The organism is Paenibacillus agri (assembly GCF_013359945.1).
Lineage (GTDB): Bacteria > Bacillota > Bacilli > Paenibacillales > Paenibacillaceae > Paenibacillus_AQ > Paenibacillus_AQ agri.
The window spans coordinates 303,650-322,061 of sequence record NZ_JABWCS010000220.1; the positions used below are offsets into that span (position 1 = coordinate 303,650).

At 45.1% G+C, this 18,412-nt stretch carries 18 protein-coding genes; 14 read left to right on the forward strand and 4 right to left on the reverse strand.

The window, feature by feature from the left end:
- Positions 1-6 precede the first annotated feature (6 nt).
- From mutM to HPT30_RS26500, 4 genes are all read left to right on the forward strand, one after another.
- Positions 7-852, forward strand: coding sequence for a DNA-formamidopyrimidine glycosylase (mutM, locus tag HPT30_RS26485; protein ID WP_175374275.1), 846 nt, complete (start codon positions 7-9; stop codon positions 850-852).
- Between the two features lie 194 nt (positions 853-1,046).
- Positions 1,047-1,811, forward strand: coding sequence for a manganese efflux pump (locus tag HPT30_RS26490; protein WP_175374276.1), 765 nt, complete (start codon positions 1,047-1,049; stop codon positions 1,809-1,811).
- Positions 1,812-1,820: 9 nt separating this feature from the next.
- Entirely contained in the window at positions 1,821-2,417 is a 597-nt protein-coding gene (gene coaE / locus HPT30_RS26495; protein WP_175374277.1) for a dephospho-CoA kinase, read from the forward strand.
- Complete coding sequence (locus tag HPT30_RS26500; protein ID WP_175374278.1) at positions 2,414-2,977, forward strand: lytic transglycosylase domain-containing protein; 564 nt, start codon at positions 2,414-2,416, stop codon at positions 2,975-2,977. The genes coaE and HPT30_RS26500 overlap by 4 nt, the downstream gene beginning before the upstream one ends.
- A 72-nt stretch (positions 2,978-3,049) precedes the next feature.
- On the opposite strand, the gene HPT30_RS26505 is transcribed toward HPT30_RS26500, so the two are convergent.
- Positions 3,050-3,268 (reverse strand): alpha/beta-type small acid-soluble spore protein, encoded by a 219-nt coding sequence (locus HPT30_RS26505; protein WP_066374239.1) that lies wholly within the window; start codon positions 3,266-3,268, stop codon positions 3,050-3,052.
- A gap of 166 nt (positions 3,269-3,434) precedes the next feature.
- On the opposite strand from HPT30_RS26505, the gene nrdR reads away from it, so the two are divergent.
- On the forward strand, positions 3,435-3,911 hold the full coding sequence (nrdR, locus tag HPT30_RS26510; RefSeq protein ID WP_066374240.1) for a transcriptional regulator NrdR: 477 nt from the start codon (positions 3,435-3,437) through the stop codon (positions 3,909-3,911).
- Between the two features lie 170 nt (positions 3,912-4,081).
- On the opposite strand, the gene HPT30_RS26515 is transcribed toward nrdR, so the two are convergent.
- Positions 4,082-4,717, reverse strand: coding sequence for a TetR/AcrR family transcriptional regulator (locus HPT30_RS26515; RefSeq protein ID WP_175374279.1), 636 nt, complete (start codon positions 4,715-4,717; stop codon positions 4,082-4,084).
- Positions 4,718-5,244: 527 nt separating this feature from the next.
- Here HPT30_RS26515 and HPT30_RS26520 point away from each other — a divergent pair.
- The 4 genes from HPT30_RS26520 (at position 5,245) to HPT30_RS26535 (ending at position 9,600) form a co-directional block, all read left to right on the forward strand.
- Positions 5,245-7,092, forward strand: coding sequence for a hypothetical protein (locus HPT30_RS26520; protein WP_175374280.1), 1,848 nt, complete (start codon positions 5,245-5,247; stop codon positions 7,090-7,092).
- A 278-nt stretch (positions 7,093-7,370) separates the two neighbouring features.
- A complete protein-coding gene (locus HPT30_RS26525; RefSeq protein ID WP_376767062.1) occupies positions 7,371-7,556 on the forward strand; it encodes a helix-turn-helix transcriptional regulator in 186 nt (61 codons plus the stop codon).
- Positions 7,557-8,051, forward strand: a complete 495-nt coding sequence (locus HPT30_RS26530) for a hypothetical protein (RefSeq protein WP_175374281.1) — start codon at positions 7,557-7,559, stop codon at positions 8,049-8,051. It abuts the gene before it with no gap.
- A gap of 592 nt (positions 8,052-8,643) precedes the next feature.
- Positions 8,644-9,600 carry a tRNA dihydrouridine synthase gene (locus HPT30_RS26535; protein WP_175374315.1) on the forward strand — a complete coding sequence of 319 codons (957 nt, stop codon included), beginning with the start codon at positions 8,644-8,646 and terminating at the stop codon, positions 9,598-9,600.
- 102 nt (positions 9,601-9,702) lie between these two features.
- Here HPT30_RS26535 and HPT30_RS26540 read toward each other — a convergent pair whose 3' ends face one another.
- Positions 9,703-10,158: a MerR family transcriptional regulator gene (locus HPT30_RS26540; protein WP_175374282.1), complete on the reverse strand. Its 456-nt coding sequence runs from the start codon at positions 10,156-10,158 to the stop codon at positions 9,703-9,705.
- 198 nt (positions 10,159-10,356) lie between these two features.
- On the opposite strand from HPT30_RS26540, the gene HPT30_RS26545 reads away from it, so the two are divergent.
- Positions 10,357-11,196, forward strand: a complete 840-nt coding sequence (locus tag HPT30_RS26545; RefSeq protein ID WP_175374283.1) for an oxidoreductase — start codon at positions 10,357-10,359, stop codon at positions 11,194-11,196.
- 79 nt (positions 11,197-11,275) lie between these two features.
- On the opposite strand, the gene HPT30_RS26550 is transcribed toward HPT30_RS26545, so the two are convergent.
- Positions 11,276-12,211: an EamA family transporter gene (locus tag HPT30_RS26550; protein WP_175374284.1), complete on the reverse strand. Its 936-nt coding sequence runs from the start codon at positions 12,209-12,211 to the stop codon at positions 11,276-11,278.
- Positions 12,212-12,464: 253 nt separating this feature from the next.
- Here HPT30_RS26550 and HPT30_RS26555 point away from each other — a divergent pair, with 253 nt between their 5' ends.
- From HPT30_RS26555 to HPT30_RS26570, 4 genes are all read left to right on the forward strand, one after another.
- Entirely contained in the window at positions 12,465-13,985 is a 1,521-nt protein-coding gene (locus HPT30_RS26555) for an MFS transporter (RefSeq protein WP_175374285.1), read from the forward strand.
- 130 nt (positions 13,986-14,115) lie between these two features.
- Positions 14,116-14,718 carry an acyl-CoA-like ligand-binding transcription factor gene (locus HPT30_RS26560; RefSeq protein ID WP_175374286.1) on the forward strand — a complete coding sequence of 201 codons (603 nt, stop codon included), beginning with the start codon at positions 14,116-14,118 and terminating at the stop codon, positions 14,716-14,718.
- A gap of 199 nt (positions 14,719-14,917) precedes the next feature.
- Positions 14,918-16,684 (forward strand): ABC transporter ATP-binding protein, encoded by a 1,767-nt coding sequence (locus HPT30_RS26565; protein ID WP_175374287.1) that lies wholly within the window; start codon positions 14,918-14,920, stop codon positions 16,682-16,684.
- Positions 16,681-18,393, forward strand: a complete 1,713-nt coding sequence (locus HPT30_RS26570) for an ABC transporter ATP-binding protein (RefSeq protein ID WP_175374288.1) — start codon at positions 16,681-16,683, stop codon at positions 18,391-18,393. Before HPT30_RS26565 ends, HPT30_RS26570 begins: the two co-directional genes overlap by 4 nt.
- The last annotated feature ends 19 nt before the right edge of the window (positions 18,394-18,412 follow it).

Here is an 18,412-nt window from a genome sequence, read left to right on the forward strand (position 1 = left end):
AGAACTATGCCGGAATTACCGGAAGTCGAAACAGTGAAGAGAACACTTAACGAATTAGTCAAAGGAAAGCAGATAGAGAACGTCACCGTCCGCTTGGCGCGGATTATTCAGCGCCCGGATGATACCATGGCCTTCGCCCACATGCTGGCGGGTCATACCATTGAAAGTGTGGAGCGTAGAGGCAAATTTTTGCGGATCTTGCTGGACGGTCTTGTCCTGGTCTCCCATCTGCGGATGGAAGGCCGTTACGGACTGCATGGCAGTGATGAGCCGCTGGACAAGCATACACATGTTATTTTTCATTTTACAGATGGTACCGAGCTTCGCTACACAGATGTGCGCCAATTTGGCACGATGCACCTGTTCCAGCCGGGGGAGGACCTGAGTTTGCCGCCGCTGAACAAGCTGGGGGAGGAGCCGCTCGAGCCTTCTTTTACCCCGGAACGGTTCAGGGAGATTGTGTCTGGTAAAAGCACCAAAATCAAATCCCTGCTGCTGAATCAGGAATATGTGGTCGGCATTGGGAATATCTATGTAGACGAATCGCTACACCGTGCGGGCATTCACCCGGAGGACAGCCCTAAAGCGCTGAGCCGGGAACAGCTCGACAAGCTTCATCATGCGATTGTATCCACGCTTACGGAAGCCGTCAATGCTGGAGGCTCCTCCGTCAAATCATATGTGAACGGCCAAGGGGAGAGCGGCACCTATCAACAGCAATTGCTGATTTACGGACGCAAGGACCAGCCGTGTGCCGTCTGTGGTACATTGATTGAGAAGAGTGTGGTCGGCGGCCGTGGGACGCATTATTGTCCAAGCTGCCAGCGTGTCAGTACGGTTCTGGCTCGGTAATCAATCTTATACACCGGCTTGCCGGATCTTGCCTGAGTTCTCAATGTAGTACTTGAACTTCATCCCAAGCTGCAGATGGTTGACACCCTCAATGTGTCCCGCCCATATACTGTGTGAAGAAGGCTCTAATCAAGCGAACGTCTTGCCTAAGTAATCTTATTAGGCAGGACGGTTCTTCACGGGGGGGATTGCGGGTGCTCAGCCCATTTTTATCATTGCTGTTATTGGCGTTGGCCCTGAGTCTGGATGGATTTGGCGTAGGCATTACATATGGTTTGCGAAAAATGAAAATACCGCTGCTCTCGATCCTGATCATCTCGTTATGTTCTGGCATCGTCATCTACGTCTCCATGCAGGTTGGCGTCTTGCTGGCGAAGGTGGTATCACCCAGTATCGCTGCAAGCGTAGGCGCTGTTATTCTTATCCTTATGGGCTGTTGGTCACTGATTCAATCGCGGATTCAGAAGGAGAAAGAGGATCTTATTGCAGAGCAGCAGGAACAGGAAACTGCACAGATTTCCACAGTCAGTATCTCTGAACTCTCGTCCGAAGACGAATATGGGGAAGCAGCTGCTGACTCGGAAGGTTATGGTGATGAGTCCGCTCAGCCAGCGAAACCGGCTGTATACTCACTGGAGCTGCGGAGGCTCGGCATCGTCGTACAGATCTTGCGTACGCCTTCCTCTGCGGATATGGATGCTTCGGGAAGCATTTCGCCGCTGGAGGCAATGATACTCGGAATTGCATTGTCACTGGATGCGTTCGGTGCAGGACTGGGTGCCGCACTGCTTGGGTTCAACCCGGGCTGGACGGCGGTCACGATTGCGTTGTTTAGCGGAAGCTTTCTAATTATGGGGATGAAGACAGGATTCAAGTTCGCCGGCAGCTCCTGGATGAAGCATGCCGCTGTCCTGCCTGCTTTAATGTTGATTGTTATGGGAATAATGAAGCTGTTATGAGGTGAGTACATGATCATGGGCTTAACCGGAGGCATTGCGTCCGGAAAAAGCACAGTATCAGCACTGTTCGTGAACAAGGGAGCCAAACTGGTGGATGCCGATGCCATTGCCAGGGAAGTGATGCTGCCCGGACACCCGGTGCTGGCTGCTGTCGTTGAACATTTCGGAGAGGATATTCTGAACCCGGATGGAACGCTCGACAGGGCGAAGCTTGGGAATATTGTCTTTCATGAGCCGGAGGCCCGTCAGAAGCTGAATAGTCTGACTCATCCGGCGATTCGCCAGGAGATCAAGGACCGGATGTACCGCATGGAGCAGGAAGCGCCGGAGTCGCTGATTGTGGTAGATATTCCGCTGCTGTTTGAGTCAGGGCTGGAAGGTCTTTTTCAGGACATTATTGTAGTATATGTTCCCCGTGAGATTCAGTTGACCCGGTTAATGGAACGGAACAGTCTGACTCAGGAGCAGGCGGAGAGCCGTCTGCAATCGCAGATGGATCTTCAGGAGAAGACGGGCAAGGCAAGTTACGTCATTGACAACAGCAAGGATCTTGAGCATACTGAGGCCCAGGTTCTTGCTTTGTGGGACAGGCTGGGGTTGTCATGAGCTGGCTGCGCAAAAAAAGAGTCCTGCTTCTCCTGTTCATCGGCTTTACAGGTATTCTGTTCCTCAGTACAAACTGGATGTCGTGGTTTTATCCGATTCATTATAAAGAAGAGATCCGCAAGCACAGCACGACCTACGAGATTGATCCATTCCTTGTGGCGGCGATTATCCGGGTGGAGACAAACTTCAAGACTGGAAAAGAGTCGAAAAAAGGGGCGATCGGTCTTATGCAGCTGATGCCGGATACGGCCAAATGGGCTATGGAAAAGGCCAAGCTCCCCGATGTATCGCTGGAGCGGCTGAAGCATGAGCCATCCGTCAACATTGAGCTTGGGTCCTGGTATCTATCCTCGCTCTCTCGTCAGTTTGACGGCAATCGTACGGCAGTCATTGCTGCTTATAATGCTGGTCCGGGCAATGTCCAGAACTGGCTGAAGCAGGGGACCTGGGACGGTACGGAGGATAATGTAAAAGATATCCCGTTTGGGGAGACACGTCATTATGTCCAGCGGGTGATTTACTATTATAATCAGTACACGGATATCTACAAAGGATTTTAGATGTGTATAGGAAAAGAAGTATTAAACAGCCCGTGAGCCGTTTAATACTTCTTTAGTCAAGCTATAGGCAGATTAGTGAACTTGACCTGCCAGTTGTTGTTCAGCCAGAGTTACAAGACGTTTAGTGATGTAACCACCGATCGAACCGTTTTCGTAAGAAGTTTTATTGCCATTGTATCCGTCTGCAGAAAGCGTGATACCCAATTCTTGAGCAACTTCGTATTTCAATTGTTCCAAAGCTGCGCGGGAATTAGGAACTACCAGGTTGTTGGAGTTGTTGTTTTGGCCCATTGCTGTTCACCTCCTATCGGTTGGTAACTGTATTATGTGCCGGACTTGGCAGATTCATTACAATAAACAAACGGTGAATTATGGAAAAAGAGATTGTGTTCGATCGCAGTCAGGTGCGTACTGGAACGGGACGCACACCATTTTGCAAAAGGAAGTGATTAAGCTTATGAAATGCCCTTACTGCGATCATACAAATACCAAGGTGCTTGATTCACGTCCGGCCAACGAGAATAAGTCCATCCGCCGCAGGCGGGAGTGTGAGCGCTGTAGCAAGCGTTTTACAACGTTTGAGATGATTGAAGAGACTCCGCTTATCGTAATTAAGAAGGATGGCAGCCGCGAGGAATTCAGCCGTGATAAAATCCTCCGTGGATTGATCCGTGCCTGTGAGAAGCGTCCTGTGCCTGTGGAGCGCCTTGAGGTCATCGTGTCGGAGGTTGAGAAGACTTTGCGCGGGATCGCCCTGGCAGAGATCGAGAGCCGTCAAATCGGCGAGCTCGTGATGGAACAGCTCTATCCAGTGGATGAAGTCGCATACGTCCGCTTCGCCTCTGTGTACCGTCAGTTCAAGGATATCAACATGTTCATGAAGGAACTGAAGGGCCTGCTGTCCAAGACAACGGGTGAGTTGGAGAGTCTGTAAAGAGTCTTGCTGCATCGCTGCTAATTTGGAGATACCATCTGCAGATATCAGGAGCGGCCGAGACATTAGAATAAATGAAAAATAGTCCGCCACATTAACTTGTACTTGTGGCGGGCTATTTGGCTTTTCTTTTCACCAGTGAAATTAATCTCAATTACTAACACTACAGGTTATTCCTGAGACATCGGAGTATGGTAAATGTGGAGACTAATTCGGGTCATCTCATTCGTGGATATTGCGAAGTCGGACCCAATCCATTTTGAGATCGCATTATATAGCGCGCCGGCTTTAAAGTATATCCGGTATCTGCTTTCGTCTGTTGTGTCATGCGCGTTAGACAGCATCATTTCATTCAAGCAATCTAAGATCACATAATCAAACTTGGCGCTTTGCAAGGCTCTGTAAATATCACGCTGCTGAAAAATAACTTCAAAAAGCACGCTAATAAACTTTTCAGGCTCTTTGGCTTTGCCTGTTAATTCATTGGTGTAAGGCAGGAGCCTTTGATTAATCTCGAAAATAAGCGAATCGACCAGATCCACCAGTATCTCCTGTTTGGAGGAATAGTTGTTGTAATAGGCGGTTCGGGAGACCCCGGCACGTTTCACAATATCGGTAATGCTGATTTTGCTAAAAGGCTGCTCCTGGATTAAGAAGACTAATGCCGTGCAGATGGCTTCTCTGGTCAAGCGATTGGTTTCTTTATTGGAATTATGTTTAGAGGTGTTTGGACTGTATAATTCATGATTTGCGATGACATTTCCCCTCCATTTGTACGTTCTGGCGTTCGTTTTATTGTTTTTCATGACTCTTTTCAATATGCTAAACCATAAGGCATTACAAATGTAATGTCAAAATTGTAGCTACATAAGACGAACATAAGAAATAAAAAAAGCGAAGATGAGCGAAAGGAGAAGTTTGGAACTGTAGGCACAAAGCGCTCACCTGAACGAGATTTCCATAGGAGAGCTCGCACCGGATCATAGTCTGTCGACAACAAGAGCTATAATTCATGGCTGTTAAATCCAGGGATGTCATATAGAAGCGGTAAGTTTCCCTTCACCAGTCGTCTGAACAGTGGAAAAGAGGGGGTACTTCCCCAACTAACGACATTTTTGTACCTTATTTTTCAGATATATAGCTAAATGAGGGAAATAAGGGCATTATTGTATCTTATTTTTCGGAAAAACACGCTGGAGAGGTATTTCTGGGAGATTTAAGGTACAATATTGCACTTAATCTCCACTAACCCCTCGCTGCAGAGGATTTAAGGTACAAAAATGCCGTTAATTACACTTCAATGCGTTCTATATAGTTAAAATGGGAGGGTGTCATGTTAAAAAACTTATACAGACGATTGTCAGCGGTGTTGCTGTTGATCCTGGCATTCTGTGCTACCGTATTTATCGGTCAACAAACAGTAATCTCGATAGCGACGATTATCATTTTACTGATCGAATTAGGCACTTCATATTTACTTCTAAAGAAACGTGAGAAGCTACAAGTGGTGCTGATCGGCGCTATCGTAACAGAAGGGTTATTTTTGCTGACTAAGGAGTTTTGGCTGCTGGCGGTATCTATCCTGCTGCTGATCGTGGCGGGCGTATGGAGGGGACTTTTTGGACAATCGGTACGAAGAAAAGTCACTGCGTTTATGGTAGTTCGAAAAGTATTATTCAGCATTGCTGTTCTTCTCGTTAGTGCGCTGTGGGCTCTGGGCATCTATGCGAAGCCGATTACTAAACCTGTGGCATTAGCAGCGGATGTTACGGCCACCATTGATGAACATAGATTGGATTCGTCAGCAGCAATGCTAAAGAATATTGAAGTGATGAATTCCTTTGGAAGCCGTACAACCGGCTCGGAAGGCCATAATAAGTTTATTGCTTGGTTGGAACAGCAGGTAACGGATATTGGGTTGACCGTATACCGTGATCAATATACTTTTGATCGATGGGAAGAAAAGAGCAGCTCTTTGATTATTGATCAGCAGCCCATTCATGTCTCTTCAGCTTTTCCTTATTCCGGGGAAACGGACGAAAAGGGTGTAACTGGGGAATTGGTGTACACGAAGCGTGGTGATTATGAACAGGCAAGCGGAAAAATTGCTGTAGTGGAAATTGAGAATTTTAAAGATTTTCCGATAGGGATCGTCATGAACATGCGGGATTCATCGCCAAAGCAAAACAAAATCGCCCCTAGTGAAGGTGATCTTGTACTCACCACAGCCTTAAAAGAGGCCAAACTGGAGCAAGCGAAGGAAATGGGCGTGAAGGCTGTTGTTTTAGTCTGGAAAGGTGTATCGGACGAGAAGGTTGAGAAGCAATATGTGCCGTTTACCACCGACTATGCCGGAATCCCTGCGGTCTGGGTCAATGAGACAGAGGGGCAAAAGGTGATTAGCGCAGCTAAGGAACACAAAGAAGGTACGGTTATTTTAGAAGCAGATGAACAAAAAAACGCACCGACGAAATCCTTTTATGTGAAGATCGAGGGGAAAAGGAAAGACGAAGCGATTATCATCAATACCCATACCGATGGGATCAATGTTGTGGAGGAGAATGGAGCCGTAGGCATGCTGTCCATGATTCGTTACTTGCAGCAGGAGCAGCCGGAACGGACGATGATCTTCGCTTTTGTGACCGGACATTTCCGGTTGCCGGAGTTCAAAGGGACTTCTCAGGCGACATCCACCTGGATGGAAGGGCACCGTGAGCTATGGGATGGCGAGAATGGCCATATGAAAGCTGTAGCAGGAATTACGGTCGAGCATCTCGGCAGCATGGAATGGAAGGATGACGACACGGGGTATTATGGTCCGACGGGACGTATAAGTACAGAATATACCTATGCGGGCAATGAGATGATGGCGGCGATCTGGCAGAAGGCTGTTGAGCAGAGAGACGATGCACGTACTGTAATTTTACGCGGACATAACAAGTTTGAGTTCGGGGAGAGTCAGCCTCTTTTTGAAGCGGGTATCCCAGTGCTTGGATTTATCCCAATGCCAGATTACTTGCTGACGGATAGTGAGAACAGAGAGATGGACAAATTTGACGTGAACCTCATGCATTCACAAATTGTATCGCTGCTGAAAGCGGTCAAGCTGGTGGATGGGACGGAGACGACAAAGCTTGGGGTGTCGGATGGGTATTCATTTTACTATGGTCGAACTAGATAGAATACAATTGTAGAACTAGAGATATTAAAATGATATAAAACACCTAACAATGAAAATATATTGTATTGGAACAAAGGCTCCCTCACAAGGGGGCCTTTGTTGTATTTACATTGGGTAATTTCTGTTTCTTATTATGCTTATTTTAATTTCAGCATCAAAATTTTCATCAAGGGAAATATTTACATTTTGAATAATGTAAAGTACACTTAACGTAAACCTTGCTTTACATTAAGATTACCGCATTTGGAGGGGTTCGTATTAAAAATCATGTCCGGGCATTGCGAAACGAGCATGGCATGACGCAAGAGCAACTGGGTGAGATCATTGGAGTCTCTCGGCAATCGGTCATAGCGATCGAAACGATGAAATACAATCCGTCGCTGGAGCTCGCTTTCAAAATCGCAAAAGCGTTCCACATGTACATTGAGGATGTATTCGTATTTGAAGAAAAGGAGGAGAAGTAGATGTTATACGTAGGCATATATAGAGGTCTGCTGTTCGGGATTGCAGGTTGGTATTTTGGCAGGCGAGGCGCGGTCAAAAATAACGCTCTGGATGAGGTGCTCGCCTATATAGCAGCCAAGTCTCGCTCGATCTCATGGTACTTCACGATTGCGGCGATTTCTGTGTTGCTGTCCCTGGAAGTATTAGGCTTGTCCATCGGCACAATTCCGTCGCTGGGGATTCTGCTATTCGTTCATCTGGGCAGCTGGGGGCTGATTTCCATCATCCTACATGCTCGTATGACAAACGATCCCGAAGAGACGGGCAAAGGCAAGCTTCAACTCGTGCAGGGCATTGCAATCGGAGTATCGTTTCTGATCCTGTTTGCCATCATCTCTGTTCTATCAGGCGAAAGACGCTTCCTGCTTGCTGCTATCCCGCCGATTCTGCTAACCGTGATCATTATTATGTCCGTTCGGAGGAAGCATGGGGGAAGCGGGAAGAGGATTGGATGATTAACTCCATATACTCTTACCGATCGAACCTCGCGAAGCAGCCAATTTTATAGTTATTCTCAATGTATACTCGTAGCTGTGTAAATGACCATCCGCGGTAGAGCGCATCACTGGCAGCGATGAGGTCATGGGTTCGATCCCCCTAGGCTTCATCAAACAAAAGCCACTTCATTATTGGACTGCACCCCAATTGTTAGAATCATTGAACATTGGAGCTGCAGTTCAACTCGAAGTGGTTTTTTATTGTTGTTTAGTGGAAAGTATAGGATTTGGCCATTCTGGAGGAGGAATCCAGAGGTCTATTCCGCCATACGGAAGCAGTAATAGAGCTAAACCATATGCGTTATCTGTCTAAAGTCTTGTTTGGATGGTTCGAAAAAAAGAGATGAGATGTTATACTATGTATCCACGGTATATTTATATAGTAGAAGCGTCAATGCTAAATTTGAGTTTTGAGCTTGGATTGTTGAGGCACTTAACACTCATTGTGACGGTTTTGTCGTAGCATTGGATCTATAGTGAGAGGATTGAGTAAGTAGTGTTAAATAATTTTTGGCGTGATTTACCTCGGCCGTTTTTTATACTTGCACCAATGGAAGATGTAACGGATATTGTTTTTCGGCATGTAGTAAGTAAAGCAGGTAAGCCTGATGTATTTTTTACGGAATTTACAAACACGGAGAGCTATTGTCATCCTAAATTGAGATATGGTATACGGGGACGGTTAGCATTTACGGAAGATGAACAACCAATGGTGGCACATATTTGGGGGGATAAGCCTGAATATTTCAAGGAAATGAGCATTGGTATGGCTAAGCTTGGTTTCAAAGGTGTGGATATCAATATGGGTTGTCCGGTGCACAATGTTTCCAGAAAAGGTAGGGGAAGCGGCCTTATTCTGCGTCCAGATCTTGCGGCAGATATTATTCAAGCAGCTAAAGCGGGAGGATTACCGGTCAGTGTAAAAACTAGACTTGGCTACTACGATATAGAGGAATGGCGGGGTTGGCTAACCCATATTCTAAATCAAGATATTGCTAATCTGTCTATTCATCTCCGTACAAAAAAGGAAATGAGCTTAGCAGATGCACATTGGGAACTGATTCCGGAAATTAAGGAACTTCGTGATCGCATAGCACCAGACACCCTTTTGACAATCAATGGGGATATTCCTGATCGACAAACAGGCTTAAAGCTTGCTGAGCAATATGGTGTGGATGGGATAATGATTGGGAGAGGTATTTTCCATAATCCGTTTGCTTTTGAACAAGAGCCGAGAGAACATAACAGTGACGAATTGCTTGATCTTCTAAGATTGCATCTTGATCTTTATGATAGATATGCACCAGAATTAACGCTACGTCCGTTTAAAGCCCTTTTACGATTTTTCAAGATCTATGTCAAAGGATTCCGAGGGGCAAGTGAACTATGCAATCAATTGATGAGCACGAAGTCAACGGATGAAGTACGTGAGCTTCTAAATACCTTTGAAAAGAATGTTGATGCTGTGATTAAAGAGAATATAAATGAAGAAGCAGCTCATCATTAAGCAAACTGAATAACGTAGAAAAAACACCTTCACGCAAAGCATCCCTATCGTAAGATATGGAGAACGGTTGAAGGTGTTTTTGCGTTGGTGACCAGGAGAAGCTTACTGCTGTTCTGGAAAATGAAGATTTGGAACTGTTGATAAGTCCATTCCCTCTGTAAATACACAGTTATTTTGGGCGTGTATGGCTGCTGTCCCGGATTCAATCGCTGTTTGGTAAAACCAAATCTTATAATCAATTTTATCCAAATAATTTTGCATTTCAGCTATTTTCTCAATAACCACCTTTTTGTGGTTTTCGAATACTTCCAGCCGCTCGTTTAATGTAGCGTCTCCTTCCATAGACCATTCAATATACTGCCTGATCTTTTTCACGGGCATCCCGCTTTTTTTTAGACAGGTGATAACTCCTAGCCATTCAAAATCACTATCTTTAAAATCTCGATTACCTACTTTATTCCGGTCAACAAAGGGCAATAAGCCCTGTTTGTCATAATAGCGCAATGTATGTGCAGATATTCCGCTCATCTCGGCAACTTCACTAACTGTATATCCCAATGGTTAAACCACCTTTTTTAAAAACGTAGTAAATGATTATACGGCTTAGACTATACTCTAAGTCAACAAGCTATGCATAGCTTGAGATTGAGAAGTAACACTCCTGATTTTTTATGAGGAATGAAGCTTGACTTAGACATTACTCTCAAGTTTAGAGTTTGATTGTAATCAAATTTTTAGACTAAAGGGGAGAGCAGAATGAGTAAAAATAGCGTCTGGATCATCACCGGTTGTTCCACTGGATTCGGCAGAGAGCTTGCTAAAGCAACGATTGAGGCCGGTTATAAGGTTGTTGTAACCGCAAGAAATCTCCATTCCATTGCTGATCTTGTCAGCGTGAATACAGATAACGTTCTGGCCGTGGAACTTGATGTCACTAAGCCTGAACAAGTTGAGAATGCTGTAAGAGCTACGTTGGAGAAATTTGGCCGGATTGATGTGTTGGTCAATAATGCTGGCGTCGGTTATTTTAGCTCTATTGAGGAAGCCGTCCAGCAAGAGACCCGGGCGATGTTCGAAATTAATTTCTGGGGTCTTATGAACATGACAAGGGCTGTATTGCCTTATATGAGAAAGCAGCGTTCCGGACATGTTATCAATATATCGTCCATTGGAGGCCTAGTATCGTACCCTGGTGTGGGATTTTATAACGCTACGAAGTACGCTGTTGAAGGCATATCAGAAAGCCTGTCAAAAGAAGTTGCTCCCTTTAATATTCATGTAACGCTGATCGAACCAAGCAATTTCCGTACGGATTGGTCCGGACGCTCGGCCGCCAGAACAGAATCATCGATTAAGGAGTATGAGGAGCTCATCTCTCCATTTGTAAATGGAGAATCCCATGGCAAAGAACCTGGAGATCCCAAAAAAGCTGCAGAAGCCATTATCAGCGTTGCCAAGTCTCAAGAACCGCCGCTTCGGTTGCTGCTTGGAGCAGATGCTTACCATTTCGCGGTGAACAAATATACAGACACACTGAAAAATTTCGAAAACCAAAAAGAAGTCGCCTTGAATGCCGATTTCCAAGACGGAATATAATTAGATTGAACACCTCCACCACCATGCTGAAAGCGGGGGGCGGAGGTGTTTTTTTGATAGGATAATAATATTTGGCGACTTAGGCCCTAGAGAGACTGCGCTTTTGCGTGAATCGTCGTATGATTTCAGGCAGGGCGATAGATGTTAATACGATCAGAACACCTAGCCAACGCAGGGGGCTAATCGGTTCATGCAGGATGAAAAAAGATGAAAGCACAGCGACTGGAAGTTCGGTAGCTCCCAATATACTGGCCATTCCTTCTCCTACATGCGGAACGCCATAAGCGAACAATAGCGGCGGAATAAATGAACCCAAAAATCCTAGAGTGAATCCATAGATCAGTAGCTCTCCGAAAATCTTCCCGTTAAACAAAAATGCTGGAGGGTACAGGATGAAGATCAGCACCATGCCGCCGGCCAGCATCCATACCGCTCGAGTGGCTGCGGGCGCCTTAGGTACGGCAGATCCGCTAAGGAGGATAAACAACGAATACAATAATGCAGCACTAAGGCCATATAGGATGCCAAGCGGGTTCCAGCTTCTAATTCCATCATCCAAAAGACCCGCAGCCAGCACAGTTCCGAGCAGCAGAATTACGATGACGATAACGGTCATCCGGTCTGGAAGACGTCTGTTTCTAATGGATTGGATAAGCGCGCCGATCCAAATAAATTGAAATAATAAAATAATCGCAACAGAAGCAGGCACGTAGGTTAACGACTTGAAGTAAACCAATCCAGCTCCAGCGAGCGGAAAACCAGCGCTGACCAGCGTCAGCTTTTGTTTCCAGCTTAATTTCGAGTCGTCCGTAGGGTTAGATGCTGCTTTCTGTTTGTGCCGGCTTGTTCTCAAATTTTTCACCAAGTAAAATGCAAGAGATAAGACAAATCCCCAAAAAAACTGTGAGCCCACGACTTCACCAAGATGGAAGCCTCTGCCGTAAGCCAATACTGCGATTGTAGAGAGTAATCCAAAACATGCTGAGCCTGTCATTACGGCTGCCATATATTTCATATCTTATTCACCTTTTCTAAAGTAGATTTGCAGCGGGTGCAAAAAGAACTTTAAGCTTGAGAGTATAGTCTAAGTCAAGCATCTGCTAAGATACCGCTTCAATGTGAAGCGGTTTTTTGTTGTTTGAAGAAGTTGGTCCAGTGAGACAAAGCAGTGCCTACCTTGAACATCGAGAAATAAATATTGACAGTTACATTCAAAATAAATAAACTATCAAAAGAAAGTTAATGTCAATAACTGGAGGGGATTAAATATGAGTTCGCAAAATCAACAAAGATGGTGGGTGCTCGCTTCGCTTGCATTCGGGATACTTGCGATCGGACTGGATATGACGATTTTGAATTTGGCGTTGCCGATGTTGGCTCAAGACATACACGCGACCAATGTTGAGCTTCAATGGTTTGCCAACGGTTATAATCTTGTTTTTGCCGCTATGCTGCTGCCGATGGGGATGCTGGGGGACCGGATCGGACGCAAGAAAATGCTGCTTACCGGGTTGCTCATCTTTGGTGCAGCCTCTCTGGCTTGTGCGTATTCTGTATCATCTTGGCAGCTGATAACCGCGCGTGCCTTTCTTGGTTTGGGCGCTTCCCTGATTGTTCCGTTATCTATGGCTATTATTCCAGTGTTGTTCACGGAGAAGGAAAGGCCCAAAGCTATTGCAGTCTGGATGATGGCCAATGCGATAGGCATTCCGCTTGGTCCTATTCTTGGAGGTTGGCTCCTTAACCACTATTGGTGGGGCTCAGTATTTATCATCAATCTTCCGCTAGTGATTATAGCGATCCTCTCCGTTTCCTTTCTTTTGCATGAATCACGGAGTCAGGAATATAGACCAATGGATTTACCGGGAATGCTATTTTCAAGTGTTGGACTGATTGCTTTAACGTATGGTGTTATTCAAGCAGGTGAAAAAGGATGGGGGGATAGCTTTTCCTTATCGACAGTTGTTGGAGGTTTCCTTCTATTAATATGGTTTGTTAGGTATCAGACTCGGACTGCTCATCCATTGGTGGACCCGGCGTTATTTCACTCTCGGCGTTTTGCGGGCGGAACGTTGATCGGTTCGATCATTTCTTTTGCACTATTTGGTGTATTATTCGTATTGCCCCAATATCTTCAGGCCGTGTTAGGTGCGGATGCGTTCAGTGCAGGTCTGAGACTCTTGCCTTTAGTATTAGGATTACTGCTTGGAACGCCAATCTCTGATGTACTACAGTCGCGCTTTGGAACCAGGACGGCGATTATAGCGGGTTCTATACTGCTTGGCATAGGGCTGGCGATGGGGAGTGCCACGACAATATCAAGCGGATATGGCTTTGAATTAATTTGGATTTCTGCCGTCGGGCTTGGTATTGGATTTGCCCTTCCCGCTGCTATGGACACAGCGATCTCTGCACTCACACCCGAGCGAAGCGGCGTGGGGTCGGCCCTGCTAATGGCGATGAGACAAGTTGGCGGAACATTGGGTGTTGCCATTTTAGGGGCTGTGTTGAACGCAGGTTATCGCAATGGTCTTGACCTGAAGGAATGGCCTACAGAAGCTGCCCAAATGGCGCAACGTAATGTGTCAGCCGGGCTAGCCGCTGCTCAGCGAACCGGCTCAGACTCTCTGGTTCATTCCGTGAAAAATGCTTTCGTCACTGGCATGGGCAATATGTTATGGGTATGTGCAGGGGCCGCAGTTGTGGGAATTATTTTTACAGTTATCCTCTTACGAACACGATCAGCGGAGTGTAATAGCTCTACTGCCGCTCTTGAAGCGAAGGAATAATACGATTGCCAATTCATGAGAGTCAATAGTTTATGCTTTTGACTACAATTTGACATGAACTCTATTATCAATGAAAATAAGTTTGAAGGTTCATGTTGAATGTGATTTGACTTGGTTAGGAGTGAAAGGAATGCCTGAGACTGCGAAACAAAAGATCGGATTGCGTGAGCGGAAAAAAGCGAAGACGATGGCGAGTGTGCAGATGCACGCATTGAGGCTTTTTCAGGAGAAGGGTTATCATGCCACAACGGTTGAACAAATTGCGGAAGCTGCAGAAATTTCCCCGAGCACCTTTTTTCGTTATTTTGCAACGAAAGAGGATGTGGTGCTAACCGATAACTATGATCCTCTTCTTGTGGATGCTTTTGACAATCAATCACCAGAGCTTAGTCCGCTACAAGCCGTAAGGAATGCGATGATTTCGGGAATTACGGAGATTACGGATGAGGAATGGGAGACAACGCGCCAACGCAATCAACTGATCATGGCAGTTCCGGAACTGCGTGCAGCAGCGATGAATAACTTAACTCAGATGATGCACCTATTGACACAGATGGTTGCCAAGCGACTTGGACGCAGTTCAGATGATCCAGCGATCCGAACCTTTGGCGGAGTGATCGTCGGGGTCAATATATCCTTAATGGATTATAGTGCAGAAGTGACCCGATTGGAGTTTGCTAAATTATTGGAAGAGGCTCTGGAGGTTGTGGAGAAAGGCTTAATAATAGAATAAGACCGTGCCTGCAATTCTTAACCGTACGTGGTGGCTCTATAGAAGAAATCCCTTGTACATCAAGGGTTTTTTCTTTTTACAGAAAAAGATGAGGATAAAAAACGGTTATACTATTTGTTACCTTGGGAGGTGTTCATGTATCATGGTTAGCGGGCGGGCTGGAAATATTATAAAAGATTCCAATACATAGGAGCTAATCATGAACCAAGAGATTACTTATTCAACAAAAAGAGCATTTGCTAGATTGCTAAGTTTCTCAAAACCGGAAGCGTTTCGGTACATTTTATTATTATTAATTATCCTTTGCGGAACCTTTGTAAATCTGGGCTATCTGGAATCAATACGAAATATTGTGGCGGGAGCGACGTCCAAATCTCTTCATCTTGTGTATTATGGAACTGCACTTGCCGGGATAACGATCGTTCTGCAGACGGTCATCAATATCATGCAAACTCAAGTCACAGTAAAAATTAAAAATGCTTCAATAACCAATATGCAAAAACACGTTCTGAACCAGCTTCATCTGAAAAAGGTAGAGCATATCGAAAGCTATCATAGCAGCGACATTGTGGGGCGGTTGTTGAACGGAGTAACGGATGCGCAAACCGGAGTGAACGACAAGCTGTTGGCGTTTATCACAAACGCGCTGCAGATTATGATGGCTATGGCGTATTTTAGCTGGCTTAGCTTGCCTCTAACACTTGGACTGGTTGGTTTTACACTGGCCTATCCTGCGATTACATATCCGATCTCCCGATTTCTACGTGCTCAGTATGACAAGCGTGGGAAAGAGGTGGCGGATCGGGATTCCATACTTCAAGAAGCGATTCAAGGCGCTGAAGAGGTACGAACCTATAGGCTGCAGCAACACTTTCAAGGTGTTTTAAAAGGAAGACTTCATCAAGTGCTGGCAAGATCACTACGCATCTCTATTCTGGAAAGAAGCTTTGACGCTTTGAATAGGGTGGCAACGTTTGGCGGAATGATTTTTACACTTGGATTCGGGGGCTATCAGGTCTTAAAGGGGGAACTAATGGTAGGTGCACTGGCTACCTTTATTGTAACAAGTGGACAATTAACGAACCCGCTTTTATCGATATCAAGATTATGGACAGACATGATTCAAGCGATATCCCAAGCGCAGAGAGTACTCAGTCTGTTAGATTTGCCAAATGAAGAGGATGATCTAAATAAGAATTCGAATCTAGTATTTCATCCGGGACGGCATGATCTTACGCTTAAACATGTGAAATATACGTATAACAACGATAGAAAGACTATTCATAACATAAGTTTTTCGATAAAAAGCGGACAGATGGCAGCGATCGTAGGACCCAGCGGTTCGGGTAAATCTACGATCCTGAAGTTATTGCTAAGACTCTATACTCCCGAAAAAGGAGAGATTTTGTACAACGATGTTTCTATACATGATATCCCGCTGGCGGAGTGGAGATCCCGCATTGGATATGTTTCACAACAGGCCATTGTATTCTCTGGTTCCATTAAGGATAATATTTGCTTTGGAGTAGAGAATGTGCCTATGGACGAAGTGGTGAACGCTGCCAAGTTAGCGCATATTCATAATTATATTAGTGCTCTGCCACAGGGGTATGACACAGCTATTGGGGAACGTGGTGTCCAGTTGTCAGGAGGAGAAATTCAGCGTCTGTCTCTCGCCAGGGTATATTTACGAAAGCCCAACATTCTTGTGCTGGATGAGCCTGCTTCAGCGTTGGATATTGAGAATGAAAGAAAGTTTCGAGAGTCCCTGCAAGCGCTTGCTAAAGATCGGACGACGATCGTCGTTGCACACAAGCTGGACACGATTCGGCATGCGGATACGATTATTGTTGTGGAGGGTGGAAGAGTGACAGAGGTAGGGACACATGCAGATTTAATAAGGAATCAAGGGGAGTATTTCGGTTTACTGCAAGAGGAAAATATGAAGAGGGAGGGTATCCGTTGAATTCGCAGATCAATACCAGGGCAGTGTTGTCCCTTCTTTTTCACTATGTAAAGCGCTACTGGATGATTCTTATCTTCCTTCCTTTTTTGATTGGGGTAGATATTGCATTTGAATTAGGAGTAGCTAAAATCCAGGGCCTGTTCATTGATACCGCAGACCATGGTACGTTGGCGAGATTATTCTATGTTATTAAACTAGTCATTTGTTTGCTACTTGCAGGGATTATCTTATTGGCACTCCATCGGCATTTAATCGTTAAGCTGCTGGGTTATGTACATAGAGATATAACGCTTAGATTGTTTGAAGTTATAAACCATATGCCTTATCAGAAATTAAAAAAATATCATTCCGGAGATCTGGTCACCCGGGTGAAGGACGATGTGGAGCATAGTTCGCAAATTATAGACGCCGTTATTGAGTTTATAACTGTGCTTGTCCTCATTATTTTATCGTTTGTTTATCTGATCCGAATTGATGTCGTGTTAGCGCTGATTGGAGCTATAAGTGCACCTATTCTATTCTGGATCGGTCGTATGTTTGATAAAAGAATTCGTACCCAGTCGAGCGATGTTCAAGAGAAGGAACGGGCGCTTAGAGAGACAGCACAAGAATATATCCAGGGATATACCGTTGCTAAAGTGTTTAATGTAAGCGAGTTATACCTCAATCCATTCATGCAGGGAAGGAAGGATCTGAGCAAAGCGCAAACCAGACTTGCAATGACGAACACCATGAGCAGAACCTTTACGGAGAGCGGATTCAATCTCATTTACATTGTGGCATTAGTATTCATCGCGATTGCCTCTTCGAGAAATGCACTGACTCCTGGAACGATTATTACGTTTAGTGTCCTGTTCGAGCTTGTAGTCTGGCCGGTCATTGGCATGTCAGATCAGTATAGCCGTGTGCAAGAGGGGATTGGAGCGTTTCAGCGAATATATGATTTTGTGGGAACGACTAATAATACGCCAATAAAAAGTTCTAACAGTAATGAGAAGCTAGAGACGGAGATATCTTATAAAAGAGAAGTCTTATCTCTTCACGATGTGTCTTTTCAACCTGAATCCAGTGATAGAGCTATTCTGAATCATATTAACTTTGACTTGAAAAGCGGAGAGACGGTAGTCGTCATTGGGCCGAGCGGTTCGGGCAAATCCACTTTTGCAAAATTATGTTGTGGTCTATATGAACCAACGCAAGGAAAGGTATCGGTCCATGGTCAATCGGTTTATGTGAATCAATCGCCATATCTATTCTCTGGAACGGTGCAAGATAATATCAAGTTAGCCTATGATCAAGCAACTGATCATGATATTCACATCGCGGCAAGAAACGCAGAGCTTGAAGAATTCGTAGAACAATTATCCGATAACTATAATACGGTTATCAGTGAGCAAGGCAGTAACTTTTCAGGTGGACAAAGACAACGTCTTGCCTTGGCCAGAGCTTTTATACATAAAGATTGTGATTTGTTCATCATGGATGAGCCGACATCTGCCTTGGATCCTGCTACAGAACAACAAGTAGTGGCCTCTCTAAAAACGTACTTGGAACACAAATCAGTTATTATCATCACTCATCGTCTAAGTCTAGTTTCGCTAGCCGATCGGATCATTGTCATGAATGAAGGCAGGATTGCAGAAGAAGGAACACATGCCGAATTAATGCGTAATCAGGGACTATATAAGAAGTTTCAGCGCCGAACCTGATATTCGAACCTAAAGTTCA

Coding starts and splice junctions, on each gene's coding strand:
- HPT30_RS26555 (WP_175374285.1), top strand. CDS start 12,465: ATGAGTTCGCAAAATCAACAAAGATGGTGGGTGCTCGCTTCGCTTGCA.
- nrdR (WP_066374240.1), top strand. CDS start 3,435: ATGAAATGCCCTTACTGCGATCATACAAATACCAAGGTGCTTGATTCA.
- HPT30_RS26515 (WP_175374279.1), bottom strand. CDS start 4,717: ATGAAAAACAATAAAACGAACGCCAGAACGTACAAATGGAGGGGAAAT.
- HPT30_RS26500 (WP_175374278.1), top strand. CDS start 2,414: ATGAGCTGGCTGCGCAAAAAAAGAGTCCTGCTTCTCCTGTTCATCGGC.
- coaE (WP_175374277.1), top strand. CDS start 1,821: ATGATCATGGGCTTAACCGGAGGCATTGCGTCCGGAAAAAGCACAGTA.
- HPT30_RS26535 (WP_175374315.1), top strand. CDS start 8,644: ATGGAAGATGTAACGGATATTGTTTTTCGGCATGTAGTAAGTAAAGCA.
- mutM (WP_175374275.1), top strand. CDS start 7: ATGCCGGAATTACCGGAAGTCGAAACAGTGAAGAGAACACTTAACGAA.
- HPT30_RS26520 (WP_175374280.1), top strand. CDS start 5,245: ATGTTAAAAAACTTATACAGACGATTGTCAGCGGTGTTGCTGTTGATC.
- HPT30_RS26530 (WP_175374281.1), top strand. CDS start 7,557: ATGTTATACGTAGGCATATATAGAGGTCTGCTGTTCGGGATTGCAGGT.
- HPT30_RS26550 (WP_175374284.1), bottom strand. CDS start 12,211: ATGAAATATATGGCAGCCGTAATGACAGGCTCAGCATGTTTTGGATTA.
- HPT30_RS26505 (WP_066374239.1), bottom strand. CDS start 3,268: ATGGGCCAAAACAACAACTCCAACAACCTGGTAGTTCCTAATTCCCGC.
- HPT30_RS26560 (WP_175374286.1), top strand. CDS start 14,116: ATGCCTGAGACTGCGAAACAAAAGATCGGATTGCGTGAGCGGAAAAAA.
- HPT30_RS26565 (WP_175374287.1), top strand. CDS start 14,918: ATGAACCAAGAGATTACTTATTCAACAAAAAGAGCATTTGCTAGATTG.
- HPT30_RS26545 (WP_175374283.1), top strand. CDS start 10,357: ATGAGTAAAAATAGCGTCTGGATCATCACCGGTTGTTCCACTGGATTC.